Consider the following 17,365-nt stretch of genomic DNA (forward strand, 5'->3'; position numbering starts at 1 on the left):
GAGGTTTACTAATGAAGTTGACGAAGACACTCTTTCTCGGCTCGGCTGCCGGCCTGATGGCCGCCTCCGGGGCGTTCGCTGCCGATCTTCCCGTGAAGGCCAAGGCGGTCGAATACGTGAAGATCTGCTCGCTGTACGGCGCCGGTTTCTACTACATCCCGGGCACCGACACCTGCATCAAGCTCGGTGGTTACCTGCGTGCCGATGCGAACCTCAATACCAATTCGGACTTCAACCCGAACCAGAGCGGTGTTGCCGGTGCACGCAACCGCCTGATGAACTACTACACCTTCCGCGCTCGTGAAGACCTCAACATCGACACCCGCACCGCGACCGAATACGGCGTGGTCCGCACGTTCTTCGACGGCGTCTTTACCTGGACGACCGGCAACTATTCGGGCACCGGTTCGGCAACGGGTGGCACCCAGTACAGCGGTACGCTCGGTCTCAACGCTGCGGGCACAGGCCTCGTCGGTTCGGGTAGCGGCAACGTCAACGGCACCGACGGCAATACCTCGGCCGGTGCGCTCGGCGTATACTACGCCTTCATCCAGTTCGCCGGCTTCACGATGGGTAAGGCCGTGTCGCAGTTCGACGCGCCCTGGACCAACTATCCCGGCAACATCACCGACAACCTCGTCGGCGGCAGCGGCACCGTTACTGGCGTCACCCAGTTCACATACACCGCCGACTTCGGCCAGGGCGTCACGGCATCGTTCTCCGCTGAAGATGCGACGGCCTACTATCAGGCCGGCAACCTCAACATGACCGGCGCGACCGCAGGTGGCATCATCGGCGGTTCGTACGGCACCAACGCCCTCGGCGGCTCGCGTTCGCCGAACCTCGTCGGTCAGGTGCGTGTCGATCAGGCCTGGGGTCTCTTCCAGGCGTCAGTGGCTGCGCATGACAACCATGTCGCCTATTACGGCGCGACCGAAGCCACCGGCCATCCCGACGACAAATGGGGTTGGGCTGTTCAGCTCGCTTTGTCGATCAAGAACATCCCGACCGGCGCGGGTGACACGATCAACATCCAGGGCGTCTACACCGACGGCGCGACCCGCTACAACTTCCAGAACCTGTCGGGCAGCAGCTACTCGCTGTTCGGTAGCTCGGGTGTTGCCTACCAGAGCGTTGGCTTCGCCAATGCTCCTGACACGGTGTACGTGACCGGTAGCTCGCAGGAAACCGTCAAGACCTGGGGCTTCCGTGGCGCTTACACCCACAACTGGGATCCCAACTGGAACTCCTCGCTGTACGGTGCTTACGCTCAGGCCCAGTTCGGCACGCTGGCCAAGACCACCATCTGCGGCGCCGGCGGCGGCGCCGGTGTGTTCGGAGCCCTGGCAGGTGTGACGGGTTGCAACCCGGACTTCGCGATCGGCCAGCTAGGTGTCGTCACCCGGTGGACCCCGGTCAAGAACCTGACCTTCTCGGCGGACGTGTCCTGGACCCATCTCGATCAGAAGTATTCTGGTACGGTTGGCGCCTCCCCGAGCGTCGCGACCGCCAAGCCGACCGCGGCCTACGAGCTGAAGGATCAGGACTCGGTCGCCATGATCCTCCGCGCTCAGCGCAACTGGTAAAATCTATCGAAACACATGAACGAACACCCGGCGGGAAACCGCCGGGTGTTTTTTTGCGCAAGGCAGATGATATAGGGCGGCGAAGCCCCGGTGCCCGGATGGAGTGCAAGCGTGATCCGGGGGCTGCTCGCGCTGCGTCCGGCACCTTCCCGGATCACTCTTCGCTTCATCCGGGCCACGGGACCGCGCCTGTGTCGCCCCCGTGTCAATCCGCTCTCATAAAAATATTCCGCTTTACCGAAATTCGGAAATGGCGTATGTGTCGTCCATCCCGGCTCATCCTTGAGGGGCGATCTTGTGGTCGTCATGTTCGCGAGCCGGGCTTGCGGTGGACGCGGCAGCGTTCGGGTGCGAGAGGCCAAGGGCAGGGCGGATTGCTCTCCGTGAGCCCAAGGCTTCGTTCCGACGAGCGGCGCTGCTAGGCTTCGTCTCGTCTGTAAGTTTCCGGCTCCGTCGACAGGGCTGGAAAAACTGCGGCGAAATGGCGAGCCGTGCGTACGGCAAAACCGTGTGGTCCTGGCCGTCGTTGCTACGGTCAAGCTCTTGCGGATGCGGCAGTCGCGTCAACCGGCGCGGTGCCGGCGACTTTCGTTGGGACGAGGGAGGCCAAAAGGAACTCGGCTCCCGGGAGAGCACGGCATAAGCCGTCCAACCATCGCGCAGGGAAGGCCGAGTGATTGGCTACACCTGTATGCTGCTGTGCGGTTTCCCTTGCGCTACATTTTCGCGCAGCGGACCGCGGGTGCCAGCCGGCACCCGGTCTTCCCTGCGCCCTCTTGGCTTTGAGGGTGGAATGACCAGGCAAAGCTCGGGCGAAACGCCGCGAGGACGCGAAGGCGTGTCTACGGCTACACACTCCCTGTCATCGCCCGGCTTGACCGGGCGATCCAGTATTCCGAGACAGTTATGATTGAACCGAGAAGCCGCGGCGTACTGGATTCCCCGCTTTCGCGGGGAATGACAGTGGTGCTGGGAGGACGAAGCCGCCGCCTCATCCTCCGTCATTGCGAGCGCAGCGAAGCAGAGTCTTACCGCGGAGAGACTCTGGATTGCTTCCGCCTTCGCTAAAGCTTCGGCGGACAAGTCGCTGCCCTCGCAATGACGATGTGGAGAGAATGTGCGCCACACTCCGTTCTCGTGCCCTGGACGCAGCGCAGCGCTTTTGCGGTGCGGCTGCAGAGCCGGGGCCCATCTCGCCGCATTACGCCGTGTCGCCCTGGTCCCGGTTCTGCGCAGCAGCGCCATAAGCGCGTTTACGCGCGTCTTCGACACGCTTTGCGCGTTGCAGCTTGTCCGGAACATGAGAGGCTCTGTGCGCCTTTCAGAGATCGCCACCGCGCGGAAATTTACGCGTGCCTCACCCCTGGTTCACCACACGCGCGCGGTCGAGATGCTCCTCGATCTTGGGACGGTCGCGGGTGCGCTCGAAACTGGTGCAGAGCAGTTCAGTCTCCTCGAGCGAAACCGGGGCGCGATACAGCCGGCACATGAATTCGGCCGTTGCGCGTCCCTTGCCGGTACCCGGCCCGCGTTCGGCGAGAAACATGCAGTCCCGGCAGACGCTGGCATCGAGCCGCTGATGTGCCGCGTCGAGATGATTGAGGATCTCGCGCAGCGAATCGCGCAGCCTGACGCACTCGTCGGGTCCGAGCGCCGTGACCGCGTTCAGCACGTGATTGACCGGATCGTGCTGGCTCAGGCACTTCTCGCCCTGCGCAGTGACGTGCAGCACGACAGAACGCTTGTCTTCGTGCGACGGCTTTCGCACCAGGAAGGTCTTGCTCTCCAGCGTCTTCACGATCTGCGATGCAGTCGCCCTGGTGGCGCCGATGAAGCCGGCGAGCGCGGAGGGCGTGCGCGAAAACCTGTTGGCGCGGCCGAGAAAGCGCAGCGCCATCCATTCCCGATCGCGCAACCCATGCTGATCGCCTTCGAAATACCAAGCCCTCGCTGCCTGAACCAGCAGCTCCACGGCTTCTCTTGCCAATGGCATGAATTCCTACCTTGCCCCGGGAGTCACGTCTGCGGCGCTCCGGAGCCGCCTTCCGCCGTTGCGCACGAGCCGTTTGCGAGAAGCCGGACCACCGGCAACGTCCGACACATGCACCGTGCTCTTCTCTCGCGTGAAGGCACGGCCTGCCCGGCGCCCGACCTGGACTGATGAGCACTGCAAGCTATGGCGTGGGAGGCGGTGTTGCTGTGGATATGCCATTCGCGGCGTCGTCGCACGGGAGCCCGAATAGCCGTCGCCACCAGACGATGGATCGGAGTAGTTCAACCGAAGCCCCTAAGGTTCAAGTCATACGCAGACGTTTCTTATCTTCCGACGAAACGATGAATGACCTTCTCAACAAAATCAAGTAGAGACCATCTCGCAGACAGGATGTCGTCGCAGGCGAATGTAACGTTCAAGACAATCTCGCTCCTCGGGACACATGTTGGTGAACGCAATACGCTGTCCCACGAGCAACATGCACGCGACTATGCGACGGTTTTATTGCACGGCCCGTTGGCTGTCGTTGATGCAAGTTGATCGAAGCTTGTGCAGGACGACGATGTGCGTCCGCATGTCATCCACAACTTGTGCGTTCTGCCAAGAATTGTCCGAGGGAACTCACAGGAATTACACGCGGCGGTTGTCCGAACTGGGTCGAGAACTCGCCGGTCGGTCGCATTCGGCGCGGCCAGCCTCACCCGAATGGTGTAGGCGATCGCGGCGGAAACCGGAGACGGCCGCGCATGCGCTGGAAGCGTGGCGGCATGCGCAATCGCCTGTCGAAAACAACGAGCAAGGTGCGATCGCGTGGCGCCTCGCGCGCCGACTCAATCTGAGACTTGCTAGTCGCCCTTGAGCATGTCCCGCAGCTCGCGGAACGGATCGGCGCTTGGGGGAGCCGAAGCGTCCTGCCGCATCGCGCCATAGATTCTCGGGACCATGTCGACCGCCTGGTCGAGCCCCGAATCACGTCCCGCCTGGTATCCGCCCATCAGGCGAAGGTCGCGCGTGTCCTCGTATTTGGCGATCATGGCGCGCAGCTTGCTCACCAATTCGCGCTCTTCGGGGTCCCAGACGTTATGGGCGAGACGGGAGACCGAACCCAGAACGTCCACCGCCGGGTAACGTGCCTGGTCGGCGATGTGCCTGGAGAGCACGATGTGTCCATCGAGTGTGCTGCGGATGGTATCGGCGATCGGCTCGTTGTGATCGTCGCCATCCACCAGCACGGAGAAAATACCGGTGATCGTCCCGGATCCCTCCTCGCCGGGCCCGGCGCGCTCCAGAAGGCGCGGCAGATCGGTAAAGACGGTGGGTGCGTAGCCGCGCGCGACCGCGGGCTCACCGGCGGCGAGCGCCACTTCACGGGCGGCGTGGGCGAAGCGGGTGATCGAATCGACCATGAGCAGGACGGATTCGCCCCGGTCTCGGAAATATTCGGCGACCGCCATGGCCGTCTTCGGCGCCAGTCGCCGCATCATCGGGCTCTCGTCTCCCGTCGACACGATCGTGACGGCGCGGTGACGATCGGCGCCCAGCACGTCCTCGATGAACTCGCGCACCTCGCGGCCGCGCTCGCCGACCAGGGCCAGCACGACCGTGTCAAAACCCTGGCTGCGGGCGAGCATCGCAAGCAGCGTCGATTTACCGACACCGGAGCCGGCAAAGATGCCGACACGCTGGCCGGCACAGATCGGGGCGAACAGGTCGATGACGCGTACGCCGGTGCGCAGCGGCTTGTGGACCCGCGCGCGCTTCATGGCCGAAGGCGCCTCCGCCTCGGCCGAGACCGGACGCGACCCGGGGGTGAGAGGGCCCTGTCCGTCCAGGGGCGCCCCGAGCGCGTTGATGACGCGGCCCTTCCAGCTCGGATCGGGCGCGAAGGACAGGGGCGGCATCCGGTAGGCGACCGAGCCGAGGCCGCCGGCGAACTGCCGGTCGAACGGCTTGGCGATGATGCCCTCGCTGTCGATCCGCACCACCTCGCCGATCTGGGGCTTGCCGCCGGAGTTGACGCCGATCAGCTCGCCAAGCCTGACGAAGCGCGACAGGCCGGAGACGCGGAAATGCGTCGACGCGATCTCGGAGATCGCGCCGCTGACGCTTGCCAGGGGAGTGCTCTGCTGAAGCTCCAGCAGCGCCCACTCAAGTTGCCGAAGAGCGTTCAAGGAAACCGTCCAATCTCATTGCGCGCGGGCGCAGTCTATTTGCCGGGTTCGCCCAGCGTCCGGATTGCGTTCTGGAGCGAGCTCTCGGTGCCCTCGATCATCGAATTGGTGCCGTCGAAGGCGCGCGAGGCCGCGATCAGCTTCGTCAATTCCATCATCGGATTGGCGCCCGAGCCCTCGACATAGCCCTGCTTGAAGCCGTCGCGGGAGAAGTCGGCGATCGCGGTCGCAGGCCGGTTGGGCGTGACGCCCGAATTGCCGTAGCGGTCGAGATTGGCGTCGGCGGGAATGTTGAACAGGCCGATGGTGCCGATCTCGTTGTTGTCCTGGGTGATCGCGCCGCTGCGCGCGATCGAGACCGGTCCGCCGTTCGGATCGAGGGTGATCTGCGCGCCGCCGGAATCGATGACGGGGAAGCCGGACACGGTCTGAAGGTCGCCGTTGGCGGCGATCTGGAGTCGGCCGTCGCGCGTATAGACCGTTCCGTTCGGACCGGCGAAGGCGATCCAGCCCTGTCCGACCACGGCGACGTCGAGTGGGTTGCCGCTCTCGGTGATGCTGCCCATCTCGCGCGAGATGATGTTGTCGCCGGGCGAGGAGAAGGCGACCGGGTTCGCGCCCGCCTTGGACAGCACGGTCTCGAACTTCACCACGTCGGTGCGGAACGCCGCCGTGTTGACGTTGGCGACGTTGTTGGCGATCGTCTGGAGGCGTTTTTCGAGAGCGACCTGCGCCGACAATCCTACATAGAGGGCCGATTGCATGACTTACCTGTTGAACTTGATGTTCTGAAGTGTCGTGAGCACGTTGGAATCCATGCCAATCGACGTCGTGGCGCCGCCGATCAGGACCAGCGCCGGGTTGGTCGAGTTGTCGCTCTGGGCCTGGGTCGCATCCCACATCGCCGCGAAGCGCTGCACGAATTTGGCGACCTTGGCCGGGTCCTGGAAATCGGTGAGCTTGATCTTGCTCGTGATCATCTTGGCCTGGGCATCGATATCAGCCGAGCTGATCGTCGACGGCAGGCCGAGCGCCGTCTGCACCACTTGCGTCATCGCCTTGTCCGCGAGGATCTGGTAGGAATTGGTGATCGTGGAGGCCTTGCGCGTGAAATAGAGCGCCAGCCGCAGGCCCTCGTTCTGGTCGCCGGCCTTCTCCTCCATCGTCTGCGTAACGTATTGGGTCGCCGTGCCGGTCGTGGCCGCGGCGGTTTGGGTCGCCTTGTCGCCGAGGGCGGCGAAATTGAAGGCGGCCGCGAATTGCCGATAGCGGGTATCGGTCAGCTTGTTGGCGAAGGTCTTGTTGTCCGCGATACCCTCGGTCAGCACCTTGCGCATGAACGCCTTGGCATAGGTCATCTCGCTGAGGCCATATGCCTTCATCGCGTAGGAGTAGAGACGATAGTCCTTCAGGAAGTCGTCGATGGTCTTCACGTTGCCGATGTGGCTGAGGAAATAATCGGTGTCACGGCTGACGTCCGGCTGCGTCGCGACCTGTGTCAGCGACTTGCCCATGTCCTTGGTCAGTCTGGTGTAGTCCGCGATGGTGGATAGCATGACACGCGCCCCTCTGGCCGCTCTCGCGACGTCGTCCCAAGCTGCCGTGAATCGCTTGCGCGAGGCTGGCGAGGGGGAAGCCAGCCTCGCGCAAGGCTCGCCAACTAGATATTCCCGATGGGATCGGTGATGGAGCGGCGCGTTGGGCAGTTTCGTGGGGATCGTCATCACGGTAGCGGCACTGCTGGGCGGATTTGCCGCCATGGGCGGGCATCTGGGCGTGCTGATGCAGCCGTGGGAGTTCGTGATCATCATGGGCACCGCGGCCGGCACCTTCATCATGGCCAATCCCTGGAAGACGGTCGCGGATACCGGGCTTGCCTGCGTGCAGGCGGTGACGGGAGCGGTGCCAGGTCAGCGCTACTATCTCGATCTGCTCGGTGCGCTGCACGCGCTGATGCGGGAGCTGCGGGGCAAGGGCCGCAACGAGGTCGAGGCGCATATCGACGATCCCGCGTCCTCCGAGATCTTCAAGGCGTACCCGAGCGTGCTCGGAGATCCGTCGCTGTTCCAGTTCATCTGCGACTACGTCCGCCTCATCATCATGGGTAACGCGCGAACGCACGAGATCGAAGCGCTGATGGACGAGGAGATCCACACCATCGTGAAGAGCAAGCTGGCGCCCTACCACGCGCTGGTGGTGGTCTCGGAGGCGCTGCCTGCGCTCGGCATCGTCGCCGCGGTGCTCGGCGTCATCAAGGCCATGGGCGCGCTTGACCAGTCCCCGAAGCTGCTGGGCGGCTTCATCGGGGCCGCCCTCGTCGGCACCTTTGCCGGTATTTTCCTGTCCTACGGGATCATTTCGCCCTTCGCGATGAAGGTGAAGATGACGCGCGAGAAGCGCTGCCGGCCCTACATCATCGTCAAGCAGACGCTGCTGGCGTTCATGAACGGCGCCATGCCGCAGATCGCCGTCGAGCACGGCCGCAAGATGATCGCGAGCCCCGAGCGGCCCTCGATCGACGTCGTCGAGAACGAGACGATCGCGGGCCCCAAGGCTGTCGTGACCGAGGTTGAACCGAAGGCTGCGCGCGCATCATGATGGAAGCCCTCGAAATCGATCAGCGCAAGCCGCTGCCGAACTATCTGCTGGACGCCGCCGGCATTTCGATCGAGCGCATGCCGATGCTCAATGTGATCTTCGATCGCATGGCGGCATCGTGCACGGACAGCCTGCAGCCGATGGCTGGAACGCCATGCTATTTCTCGGTCAACGGCATCACCAACGACCGTGTCGGCGACATCATCAAGGACTACGAGGCCAACGCGGTTGCGGCGGTGCTCTATGCCGAGCAGTGGGACTCCCGCATCATCATCATGCTCGACCGCGACTTCGTGTTCACCATGGTCGAAGCGATGTTCGGCTCCGATGGCGCCGAACCGCCGCTCGACGTCGAGCGCAGCTTCTCGAACATCGAGATCCGCCTGGTCCAGGCGCTGTTCGAGCGGTTCGCCAAGGCGCTGCAATCCGCTTTCGCCGGCACCTCCAACGTCACCTTCCGCGTCGAGCGGGTCGAGACCGCCATGGCGTCGCTGGCGATCGGGCGGAGCGGCAACATGTCGATCTGCGCGAACATCATGCTGCAGGCGCTCTACCGCGGCGGTCAGATGTTCCTCATCATCCCGCATTCCGCGCTCAACCCGCTCAGGCAAAAGCTCGCGACCGTCGTCGTCAGCGACGGCCGCGCGGCCGATCCGCGCTGGCGCGAGCAGATGGAGACCGAGGTTCACCGCACCGAGGTGACGCTGAGCGCCGTGCTGGACGAGAAGATGATTTCGCTGGGCGACGTCGTGAAGTTCCAGGTGGGACAGGTGCTCGAGCTCGAAGCCACGCCGCGCACGCTGGCTCGGCTCGAGAGCAACAACCAGGTGCTGTTCTGGTGTCAGATCGGCCAGCTTGATGGCTATTACGCCATGCAGGTGGCAGATCCCGTCGATCAGAAACGGGAGTTCGTCGATGATATCCTATCTCGTTGATGCCGTGCTGCTGATCGCGCTCGCCTTCACCAGCATGCGGGTGACCCGGATGCATCGCGAGCTGGCGCGGTTGCGCAGCTACCAGGGCGAGTTCTCGACCATCGTCCAGGAGACGGCGGGCGCGTTCGACACGGTCATCACCGCGGCGCATGATTCCACCGCAAATCTCGGGCGGCTCGCCAACGTGCTGAGCACGAAGATCGACCAGGCCCACGAGGCGATCGCGGCGCTCGATGCGAGGAGCGGACTCGCATCCGCGGCGACCGCGGGCGGCGCCGACGTGAACAAGCATTGAAGCCGAAGCCGGCGGAATAAATACGATCGGAACGTCGCGGCGCTCCGGGAGCGGAAATACCAAGAGGCGATACCAAATGGCGCAATCCTTCGACTATGAGTCAGCATCGGCGTCCGACGAGGGGCATACGGAGACATCTCCGCTGGAGCGGCTGGCGGAGATCGCCGCGCGCACTGCGGAGGAGACCGGCAAGTTCGCCAATGTCGATGCGATCCTGCGCATTCCCGTGACCATGCAGGTGGTGCTGGGATCGGCAACCATTCCGGTGGCAAACCTGATGAAGCTCGGCCGTGGCGCGGTGGTTCCGCTCGACCACCGGGTCGGCGAACCCGTCGACGTCGTCGTCAACGGTCGCGTCGTCGCCCGCGGCGAGGTCGTCGTGGTCGAAGAAGACAATTCCCGCTTCGGCGTCTCGCTCACCGAAATTGTCGGGCCGTTGGGACAGGGTGATACCTGACCATGGCCGCACAGGTCGGCATGGCTCCCATCAAGCAGCGCGGCGTCGCCACGCTGGGCGGAACGGAGAAGGTCGCGGCACTCCTGCTCGCCATGGGCCGGCAGGCGGCCGCCAGCGTGCTCGCGCAGTTCGAGCCGCAGGATATCCGCACCGTGACAAAGGCTGCGGCCGAGCTGCGGCCGATCACGGCGCAGGAACTGGAAGCGATCGTCGAGGAGTTCGCCCAGCAATTCTCGATGGGCGCCAACATCCTCGGCACCCTCGGTGGCCTGGAAGCCGTGCTCGGCGACGTGCTTCCGGCCGACCAGGTGTCGGCCATCATGTCGGACCTGCTCGGCAATTCGAGCCGGTCCGTGTGGGACCGCGTCTCGTCGGTGTCGGAAAACTCGCTGGCAAGCTACCTCTCCAAGGAGCATCCGCAGACCGCGGCGCTCATCCTGTCCAAGGTCAAGCCGTCCTGCGCCGCCAAGGTCATGAGCCAGCTGCCGTCGAGCCTGCGCAACGAGCTGATGCGGCGTGTGCTCAGTCTCAAGCCGATCGTCGACGACGCCATGAGGGTCCTCGAGAAGACGCTGCATGAGGATTTGACGCTGAACTTCGCCCGCAACCTCGGCGCGGACACCTATGCCCGGGTCGCCGACATCATCAACAAGATGGAGCGCGGACACATCGAGGACATGCTGAAGAGTCTGTCGGAGAAGCGGCCGAAGTCGGCCGAAGTGCTGAAGGAGCTGCTCTTCACCTTCGACGACGTCACCAACCTGACGCCGAAGGCGCGCACCATGATCTTCGACCAGGTGCCGACCGATCGCATCGTGATCGCGCTGAAGGGCACCGACAAGCACTTCCGCGAGATGATCCTGTCCTCGGTCGCCTCGCGCGTCCGCCGGGTCGTCGAGCACGAACTCGCCATTGGCGAACCGTCGAACCAGCGCGACGTGCTGGAGGCGCGGCGCGTGATCACGGACCTCGCGCTCGACCTCGCGGAAAAGGGCGAAATCGAGCTCAACCCCGAGCAGGAGGATGAGCTGGTCTTTCGCTGACCGCTGAACGGGCATGGCAGAAACAACCGATCAGGAGAGCAAGACAGAAGAGCCGACCGAGAAGAAAGTCCGCGATGCGCTCGAACAGGGCAAAATCCCGGTCTCTCGGGAGGCTTCCATCTTCGCCTCGATGGCCGCGCTGATGGTGATCCAGGCGTTCCTGATCGGTCAGGGCGTGCAGCAATTGACGCCGATGCTGACGGGCTTTCTCGACGATCTCGACGGCTTCCCTCTCAGCACCGGGGCCGACGCCCAGAATCTCCTCATCGTGGTCGGGCTTCAGGCACTGCGATTCCTGACGCCGCTCGTCGTCACCCTGGCGGCGTTCGGGCTCGCAGCCTCGCTGTTGCAAAATGCTCCCAGCCTGGTGCTCCAGCGCATCACGCCGGACCTTTCGCGAATCTCTCCGCTCGGCGGCTGGAGCCGGCTGTTTGGATCGCAGGGCCTTGTCGAGTTCGCCAAGTCGCTGTTCAAGCTCGCCGCGGTCACCGTCGTCGTCGCGTTCGTGCTGCGCTCGTCGGAAGCGAAGGCGTTCGAGGCGATGTACACCGATCCGGTCGCGCTGCCGGAGATGATTCTCAACATCGCCATGCGAATCGTCTCGGCGATCTGCATCGCGACCATCGTCCTGGTCGCGGTCGATCTGGCTTGGGCGCGCTTCCACTGGCGGCGCGAGCTGCGCATGACGCGGCAGGAGATCAAGGACGAGCACAAGCAGGCCGAAGGCGATCCGCTGATCAAGGCGCGCCTGCGCTCGCTGGCGCGCGACCGCTCGCGCCAGCGCATGATCGCCTCCGCATCGCGCGCGACGCTGGTGATCGCGAACCCGACGCATTTCGCGATCGCGCTGCGCTACAATCGCGAGGAAAATCCGGCGCCGATCGTCGTGGCGAAGGGCATGGACGTGATTGCGCTGAAGATCCGCGAAGTCGCCGAGCAGAACCGGATTCCGGTGATCGAGAACAAGGCGCTGGCGCGCGCGCTCTACGAGGCGGTTCAGGTCGACCAGGTAATTCCGGCGGAGTTCTTCCGGCCGGTCGCCGAGATCATCTACTTCCTGCAGTCCAAGCAGACGCCGCAGTCCGAGAAGGTCCAGTAGAATTCCGAGGACGGCGTCCCTTCCATCAGCCTGACGAAAGCTTGCGACCCTAAGGTTACACCGTCTGAACCAGAATGGTGCTGCCGTGGGACCGCTCTATCTCTTCGAACTCGCATCGTCGCAGGCGCGATACCTCGAGCTCCGCCAATCGACGATCGCCACCAACGTCGCCAACGCCAACACGCCGGGCTTCAAGGCGCGCGACGTCGAACCCTTCAACAAGGTGCTCGACGGCATGCCGGTGAGACTGGCGACCACGTCGCCGTCGCACCTGCAGCTCTCCCCAGCCGAGAGCGACACGCGGGCGACTGCGAAGAAGGACAGCTGGGATGTGGTTCACTCCGGCAACTCCGTCAGTCTCGAGCAGGAAATGATCAAGGGCAGCGACGTCAGTCGCGATTACTCGATGAACTCGGCGATCGTGCGGTCGTTTCACCGCATGCTGCTGTCGAGCGCGAAGACCTGAGGTGAACTGACATGCTGGACTCATTGCAATCCTCGTTGACGGTCGCGAGCTCCGGGCTCGAAGCGCAGTCGACGCGCATGCGCATCGTCTCGGAGAACCTCGCCAACGCGACGTCGACAGGGCGCTCAGCCGGCGCCGATCCCTATCAACGCAAGACGATCACCTTCGACGCCGCGATGGACCGCGCCTCGGGCGCGCAGCTGGCGAAGGTCAAGGAAATCGGGGTCGACACCACGCCTTACCGCGTGGAGTACGAGCCGGGGCATCCCGCCGCCGACAAGGCCGGCTACGTCAAGCTGCCGAACGTCAACATGATGATCGAGATGGCGGACATGCGGGAAGTCAACCGCTCCTATGAAGCCAATCTGCAGGTCGTGAAACAGGTGAGGTCGATGCTGGGCATGACCATCGACCTGCTGAGGAGCTGACAATGCTTGAAGCGATTTCATCCACGGCGATTTCGGCCGGGCAAGCGGCAAGCCGCGCGACCGAGACGCAGGCCATCTCGCCGGCGGCGACGCCCGCGATTCAGTCCGGTGGCGACGTCGGATTCGAATCGGTCATGAAACAAGTGACGACGGACGCGATCGGGACGCTGAAGGCGGGCGAGGCGGCCTCGGTCTCGGCGATGCAGGGCAAGGAATCGACGCGGCGCGTCGTCGAGGCGCTGATGTCGGCCGAGCAGGCCTTGCAGACGGCGGTCGCAGTTCGCGACAAGGTCGTGCAGGCCTACCAGGAAGTCGTTCGGATGTCGATCTGATCAAGGAGTGACGCTGTGAAATCGCTTGCCATCGCGGCCACGGGCATGAACGCCCAACAGACCAACATCGAAGTCATCGCCAACAACATCGCCAACATCAACTCGACCTCGTACAAGCGGGCGCGTGCCGAGTTCACCGATCTGTTCTACCAGATGGACCGCATGCAGGGCGTTGCGAACACCAGCGGCTCGTCGCCGATTCCGGAAGGCGCCAATCTCGGCCTCGGGGTCAAGTCGGCGGCAATCCGCAAGCTGCATATCCAGGGCGCGCTCACGCAGACCGGCAATCCCTACGACATGGCGATCAACGGCCGCGGCTGGTTTCAGGTGCTCGGTCCGAACAACGAGGTGCAGTATACCCGCGCGGGTTCGTTCAACACCAATGCCAATAGTCAGCTCGTCACGACCGACGGCTATCTGCTGGATCCGGCAATCACGGTGCCGCAGGGAACGGTCCAGGTCACGGTCAACCAGACCGGACAGGTGTTCGCCAAGCTGGATACGGAAGTGAACCCGAGGCAAATCGGGCAGCTCAATCTCGCCAATTTCGCCAACGAGGCCGGGCTCGAACCGCTGGGCAGCAATCTCTATCGCGAGACCACGGCGTCCGGCACGCCGGTCGTCGGGCTGCCCGGCGATTCCGGCTACGGCAAGATCAACCAGCAATATCTCGAAGCCTCGAACGTCGATCCCGTCAAGGAAATCACCGAGTTGATCTCTGCCCAGCGCGCCTACGAAATGAATGCCAAGGTGATCCAGGCCTCGGATGAAATGGCCCAGACGGTCTCGAAGGGCATGCGCTAGTTCCGGTGTATCCATGTTGAACAGGATGGGCTCGATCATGCGCGGGATGGCCGCCGTGCTGCTGGTTCTCGTCTCGGCGCGTCTCGCCGCGGCCGAGGAGAAGCGGCTCCCCGTGCCGGCCGTCTCGATCCGCGCCGGCGAACTGATCCGGGACGACATGATCACCGAGCGCGCCTTTGCGCCGAACGTGCTCGGCGTCGCCATATTCATCGAAGGACGCCAGGTCCTGGTCGGCCGCATGGCGCGCCGCGCGCTGCTGCCCGGCCAGCCGATCCCGACCAACTCGGTGGAGGATCCCTGGACGGTCGCCCGCGGCGCCATGGTCAAGGTCGTGGTCGAAGACAGCGGCCTGTCGATCGTGACCTACGGCGCAGCGATGCAGTCCGGCGCGCCCGGCGCGCTCATCCCGATACGAAACACCGATACCGGTGTGATCATCAGGGGCGTTGTCCAGCCGGACGGCACCGTCAAGGTCGTGGACGGGTCATGACCAGAGTCCTGCTTGCGCTCGTCCTGCTCGTTTCCGCCGCCAGCGCCCAGGCCGCCGTCCGCATCAAGGACATCGCGGACATCAAGGGATTGCGCGAAAATCAGATCGTCGGCTACGGCCTCGTGATCGGCCTGAACGGGACTGGCGACACGCTCCGCAATGCGCCGTTCACGGAGCAGTCCCTGCAATCGATGCTCGAGAACATGGGCATCAATGTCAGGAACGAGACCACCAGCACCAACAATCCGCCGCGTCCGACGACGCTGCGCACGCGCAACGTCGCGGCCGTCATGGTGACCGCGGACCTGCAGCCCTCGATCGGTGCGGGCGAGCGCATGGACGTGACGGTGTCATCGCTCGGCGATGCGACCTCGTTGCTCGGCGGCACCCTGGTGATGACGTCGCTGCGCGCGGCGGACGGAGCGGTCTATGCAGTGGCGCAAGGCGCCGTCACGGTCGCCGGCTACAGCGTCGGGGGCCAGGCCCAGAACGTCAGCCAGGGTACGCCGACCGCGGGTCGCATCCCGAACGGCGCGCTGGTCGAGCGCGAGGTGCAGGGTAGTCTCTATGAAATGGAATATCTTGTGCTGGAGCTCAAGAACCCCGACTTCGTCACCGCAACGCGAATCCTCGACGCCATCAACCGCTACGCGGGCGGACGCTACCGCGCCCAGATCGCCTTCGAGCGAGACTACCGCACGATCGTGCTGTCGAAGCCGCGCCACATCGGACCGGTCCGCTTCCTTGCCGAAATCGGCGAGCTGACGGTCGAGCCGGACACGCCGGCGCGGGTGGTGATCAACGAGCGTACCGGCACGGTGGTGATCGGACGCGACGTGCGGATATCGACCGTTGCCGTGACGCACGGCAATCTGACGGTCCGGGTCACCGAGCTTCCCGTGGTGTCGCAACCCGCGCCGTTCTCGAAAGGGCAGACGGTGGTCGTGCCCCAGACCGTGGTCGAGGCCAACGAAGCCGGATCGCAGGTGGCGATCCTGAGCGGCGTCGATCTCCAGCGCCTGGTGCGCGGCCTGAACCAGATCGGCCTGAAACCATCCGGCATCATCGCGATCCTCCAGGCGATCAAGACGGCTGGCGCCCTCCAGGCGGATGTCATCGTGCAATGACGCGTAAGCGCCGTGCAAGCTTGGTCGCTCAATGCTCTCTCGACCGAGAATCGCACGCGGGCCGATGTTGAAGCTGGATCATAAAGCCAAACTCCTCCTCCTGGTCGCAGCCTCCGCGCTCGCGAGCGCTTCGCCCGTTCTGGCGCTGGATGAGGCCAAGCCGTCGAAGCCGCTCAACCTGCTGTCCTTCGCGCGCGCCCGTGCGTCTGGCCCACAGAAGCCAATCTCATCGATCCCGAGCGACAATGCGTCGATGCGGGCGACAGCGTGGGCAGCCGAAGATTCGGGACCAGTGATCACGGGTGCCGTTTCGGCCTCCGAGAAGCCCGCGTCGGCACCCACAGCCGCGGCGCGACCGGCCAAGCCCGGCAGCGTCACGGCGCCGCCGAAGCCGGTGCCGCCCCAGGCCGCTGCAACCGCGGACAACGAAGTCGCCCTGTTCTGCAGCAATGTCGCCGACTCCGCCGCCGATGCAAGGCTGGCCTGGCAGCTCAAGGAGCTGGAGAAGGCCGAGAACCAGCTTCGCGAGCGGATCGCCGAGGTCGAGGCCAAGCGCGCGGAATATGAGAAGTGGATGGCGTTGCGCGACGAGTTCCTGAAGAAGGCCGAAGCGAGTGTGGTCGAGATCTACTCGCGCATGAAGCCGGATGCCGCCGCAACCCAGATCGCCGGGATGGCGGACGAGACGGCTGCGGCCGTGCTCGCAAAGCTCAGCCCGAGGAGTTCGAGCGCAATCTTCAACGAGATGGAGACGGGCCGCGCGGCGCACCTCGCCGATCTGCTCGGCGGGATGCGTCGCGTGGATGACGGAAAGACCAAATAGATGAAGAATCTGATCCTCATCCTGTCGCTGTTATCGCTTGCGGGATGCGTCACTGATCCGGCCGAGGTCCTGACTGGCCCGCGACTGTCGCCGGTCGGGAGCGGCCTGAGGACGCAGGCCGATCCGATTCCCGTGACCCCCCGTATGCACTCGCCCGTCAGCTATCGCTCGACCTGGGACGACGGCACCGACCTCTACCGCGATCCCCGCGCCCGGCGCGTCGGCGACGTCGTGACGGTGATCATCTCGATGCAGGACAAGGCCAAGCTCGACAACAAGACCGGCCGCTCGCGCGATTCGCAAATCAAGTTCGGACTCGACTGGCTGATGGACGTTGCGGGATGGCAGGACAAGGGCTCGACGAGCGCCAACCTCAACACCAACACCCAGATCAAGGGCAACGGCCAGATCGACCGCACCGAGGATATCAAGCTGTCGATCGCAGCCATCGTCACCGACGTGTTGCCGAACGGCAATATGATGATCAGCGGCTCGCAGGAATTCAAGGTCAACACGGAAATGCGCGTGCTCAACGTCGGCGGCATCGTGCGTCCACGCGATATCTCGCGAACCAACACGATCTCCTACGAGAAGATCGCCGAAGCGCGCGTGGCCTATGGCGGTCGGGGAAATCTCTCTGACGTGCAGCAGCCTGGATGGGGACATCGGATCTATGACGCCGTGGCACCGTTCTGAGATGCGCTCCCGTCGGGCCGCG

19 protein-coding genes are annotated in these 17,365 nt (G+C 64.2%); 15 read left to right on the top strand and 4 right to left on the bottom strand.

The features are described from left to right. Nucleotides 1–11: 11 nt before the first annotated feature. A complete protein-coding gene (locus IVB42_RS26065; protein WP_085357572.1) occupies nucleotides 12–1,586 on the top strand; it encodes a porin in 1,575 nt (524 codons plus the stop codon). A gap of 1,357 nt (nucleotides 1,587–2,943) precedes the next feature. Here IVB42_RS26065 and IVB42_RS26070 read toward each other — a convergent pair. The 4 genes from IVB42_RS26070 to IVB42_RS26085 all read right to left on the bottom strand — a co-directional run bounded on the left by IVB42_RS26070 (nucleotide 2,944) and on the right by IVB42_RS26085 (nucleotide 7,306). Further along, on the bottom strand, nucleotides 2,944–3,579 hold the full coding sequence (locus tag IVB42_RS26070; protein ID WP_026232636.1) for a MarR family transcriptional regulator: 636 nt from the start codon (nucleotides 3,577–3,579) through the stop codon (nucleotides 2,944–2,946). 845 nt (nucleotides 3,580–4,424) lie between these two features. After that, nucleotides 4,425–5,750, bottom strand: a complete 1,326-nt coding sequence (gene fliI / locus IVB42_RS26075) for a flagellar protein export ATPase FliI (protein WP_018453953.1) — start codon at nucleotides 5,748–5,750, stop codon at nucleotides 4,425–4,427. Nucleotides 5,751–5,785: 35 nt separating this feature from the next. Beyond that, entirely contained in the window at nucleotides 5,786–6,514 is a 729-nt protein-coding gene (gene flgF / locus IVB42_RS26080; RefSeq protein WP_007595915.1) for a flagellar basal-body rod protein FlgF, read from the bottom strand. Nucleotides 6,515–6,517: 3 nt separating this feature from the next. Next, nucleotides 6,518–7,306, bottom strand: coding sequence for a DUF1217 domain-containing protein (locus tag IVB42_RS26085; protein WP_247295089.1), 789 nt, complete (start codon nucleotides 7,304–7,306; stop codon nucleotides 6,518–6,520). 142 nt (nucleotides 7,307–7,448) lie between these two features. Here IVB42_RS26085 and motA point away from each other — a divergent pair, with 142 nt between their 5' ends. The 14 genes from motA to flgH all read left to right on the top strand — a co-directional run bounded on the left by motA (nucleotide 7,449) and on the right by flgH (nucleotide 17,343). Beyond that, nucleotides 7,449–8,348 (top strand): flagellar motor stator protein MotA, encoded by a 900-nt coding sequence (motA, locus tag IVB42_RS26090; RefSeq protein ID WP_247471335.1) that lies wholly within the window; start codon nucleotides 7,449–7,451, stop codon nucleotides 8,346–8,348. Next, the gene (locus tag IVB42_RS26095) at nucleotides 8,342–9,283 is read left to right on the top strand and encodes a FliM/FliN family flagellar motor switch protein (protein ID WP_026232638.1); all 942 of its coding nucleotides are present in this window, start codon (nucleotides 8,342–8,344) and stop codon (nucleotides 9,281–9,283) included. The genes motA and IVB42_RS26095 overlap by 7 nt, the downstream gene beginning before the upstream one ends. Further along, nucleotides 9,264–9,578 (top strand): hypothetical protein, encoded by a 315-nt coding sequence (locus tag IVB42_RS26100; RefSeq protein WP_018453958.1) that lies wholly within the window; start codon nucleotides 9,264–9,266, stop codon nucleotides 9,576–9,578. Before IVB42_RS26095 ends, IVB42_RS26100 begins: the two co-directional genes overlap by 20 nt. Nucleotides 9,579–9,654: 76 nt before the next feature. Then, on the top strand, nucleotides 9,655–10,035 hold the full coding sequence (gene fliN, locus IVB42_RS26105; protein WP_007595899.1) for a flagellar motor switch protein FliN: 381 nt from the start codon (nucleotides 9,655–9,657) through the stop codon (nucleotides 10,033–10,035). A gap of 2 nt (nucleotides 10,036–10,037) precedes the next feature. Beyond that, the gene (locus IVB42_RS26110; RefSeq protein ID WP_027570476.1) at nucleotides 10,038–11,078 is read left to right on the top strand and encodes a flagellar motor switch protein FliG; all 1,041 of its coding nucleotides are present in this window, start codon (nucleotides 10,038–10,040) and stop codon (nucleotides 11,076–11,078) included. A 13-nt stretch (nucleotides 11,079–11,091) separates the two neighbouring features. Continuing rightward, nucleotides 11,092–12,177 carry a flagellar biosynthesis protein FlhB gene (flhB, locus tag IVB42_RS26115; RefSeq protein WP_247295085.1) on the top strand — a complete coding sequence of 362 codons (1,086 nt, stop codon included), beginning with the start codon at nucleotides 11,092–11,094 and terminating at the stop codon, nucleotides 12,175–12,177. Between the two features lie 85 nt (nucleotides 12,178–12,262). After that, a complete protein-coding gene (gene flgB / locus IVB42_RS26120; RefSeq protein WP_018453961.1) occupies nucleotides 12,263–12,643 on the top strand; it encodes a flagellar basal body rod protein FlgB in 381 nt (126 codons plus the stop codon). Nucleotides 12,644–12,654: 11 nt separating this feature from the next. Continuing rightward, complete coding sequence (gene flgC / locus IVB42_RS26125; RefSeq protein WP_085385293.1) at nucleotides 12,655–13,071, top strand: flagellar basal body rod protein FlgC; 417 nt, start codon at nucleotides 12,655–12,657, stop codon at nucleotides 13,069–13,071. 2 nt (nucleotides 13,072–13,073) lie between these two features. Then, on the top strand, nucleotides 13,074–13,403 hold the full coding sequence (locus IVB42_RS26130) for a flagellar hook-basal body complex protein FliE (RefSeq protein WP_018453963.1): 330 nt from the start codon (nucleotides 13,074–13,076) through the stop codon (nucleotides 13,401–13,403). Nucleotides 13,404–13,418: 15 nt separating this feature from the next. After that, entirely contained in the window at nucleotides 13,419–14,207 is a 789-nt protein-coding gene (flgG, locus tag IVB42_RS26135; RefSeq protein WP_007595892.1) for a flagellar basal-body rod protein FlgG, read from the top strand. 13 nt (nucleotides 14,208–14,220) lie between these two features. Beyond that, entirely contained in the window at nucleotides 14,221–14,697 is a 477-nt protein-coding gene (gene flgA / locus IVB42_RS26140) for a flagellar basal body P-ring formation chaperone FlgA (protein ID WP_247295083.1), read from the top strand. Continuing rightward, the gene (flgI, locus tag IVB42_RS26145; protein WP_247397542.1) at nucleotides 14,694–15,824 is read left to right on the top strand and encodes a flagellar basal body P-ring protein FlgI; all 1,131 of its coding nucleotides are present in this window, start codon (nucleotides 14,694–14,696) and stop codon (nucleotides 15,822–15,824) included. Before flgA ends, flgI begins: the two co-directional genes overlap by 4 nt. Before the next feature lie 64 nt (nucleotides 15,825–15,888). After that, a complete protein-coding gene (locus IVB42_RS26150; protein ID WP_247295081.1) occupies nucleotides 15,889–16,647 on the top strand; it encodes a MotE family protein in 759 nt (252 codons plus the stop codon). Next, nucleotides 16,648–17,343, top strand: coding sequence for a flagellar basal body L-ring protein FlgH (gene flgH, locus IVB42_RS26155; protein ID WP_018453966.1), 696 nt, complete (start codon nucleotides 16,648–16,650; stop codon nucleotides 17,341–17,343). Nucleotides 17,344–17,365: the final 22 nt, after the last annotated feature.

This window comes from Bradyrhizobium sp. 45 (genome assembly GCF_023073155.1).
GTDB lineage: Bacteria > Pseudomonadota > Alphaproteobacteria > Rhizobiales > Xanthobacteraceae > Bradyrhizobium > Bradyrhizobium canariense_D.

What these genes read in the sequence shown, in the direction of transcription:
- IVB42_RS26065 (WP_085357572.1), top strand. Translation starts at nt 12, where the DNA reads ATGAAGTTGACGAAGACACTCTTTCTCGGCTCGGCTGCCGGCCTGATG.
- IVB42_RS26070 (WP_026232636.1), bottom strand. Translation starts at nt 3,579, where the DNA reads ATGCCATTGGCAAGAGAAGCCGTGGAGCTGCTGGTTCAGGCAGCGAGG.
- flgF (WP_007595915.1), bottom strand. Translation starts at nt 6,514, where the DNA reads ATGCAATCGGCCCTCTATGTAGGATTGTCGGCGCAGGTCGCTCTCGAA.
- IVB42_RS26085 (WP_247295089.1), bottom strand. Translation starts at nt 7,306, where the DNA reads ATGCTATCCACCATCGCGGACTACACCAGACTGACCAAGGACATGGGC.
- IVB42_RS26100 (WP_018453958.1), top strand. Translation starts at nt 9,264, where the DNA reads ATGATATCCTATCTCGTTGATGCCGTGCTGCTGATCGCGCTCGCCTTC.
- fliN (WP_007595899.1), top strand. Translation starts at nt 9,655, where the DNA reads ATGGCGCAATCCTTCGACTATGAGTCAGCATCGGCGTCCGACGAGGGG.
- IVB42_RS26110 (WP_027570476.1), top strand. Translation starts at nt 10,038, where the DNA reads ATGGCCGCACAGGTCGGCATGGCTCCCATCAAGCAGCGCGGCGTCGCC.
- flhB (WP_247295085.1), top strand. Translation starts at nt 11,092, where the DNA reads ATGGCAGAAACAACCGATCAGGAGAGCAAGACAGAAGAGCCGACCGAG.
- flgC (WP_085385293.1), top strand. Translation starts at nt 12,655, where the DNA reads ATGCTGGACTCATTGCAATCCTCGTTGACGGTCGCGAGCTCCGGGCTC.
- IVB42_RS26130 (WP_018453963.1), top strand. Translation starts at nt 13,074, where the DNA reads ATGCTTGAAGCGATTTCATCCACGGCGATTTCGGCCGGGCAAGCGGCA.
- flgA (WP_247295083.1), top strand. Translation starts at nt 14,221, where the DNA reads ATGTTGAACAGGATGGGCTCGATCATGCGCGGGATGGCCGCCGTGCTG.
- flgI (WP_247397542.1), top strand. Translation starts at nt 14,694, where the DNA reads ATGACCAGAGTCCTGCTTGCGCTCGTCCTGCTCGTTTCCGCCGCCAGC.
- IVB42_RS26150 (WP_247295081.1), top strand. Translation starts at nt 15,889, where the DNA reads ATGTTGAAGCTGGATCATAAAGCCAAACTCCTCCTCCTGGTCGCAGCC.
- flgH (WP_018453966.1), top strand. Translation starts at nt 16,648, where the DNA reads ATGAAGAATCTGATCCTCATCCTGTCGCTGTTATCGCTTGCGGGATGC.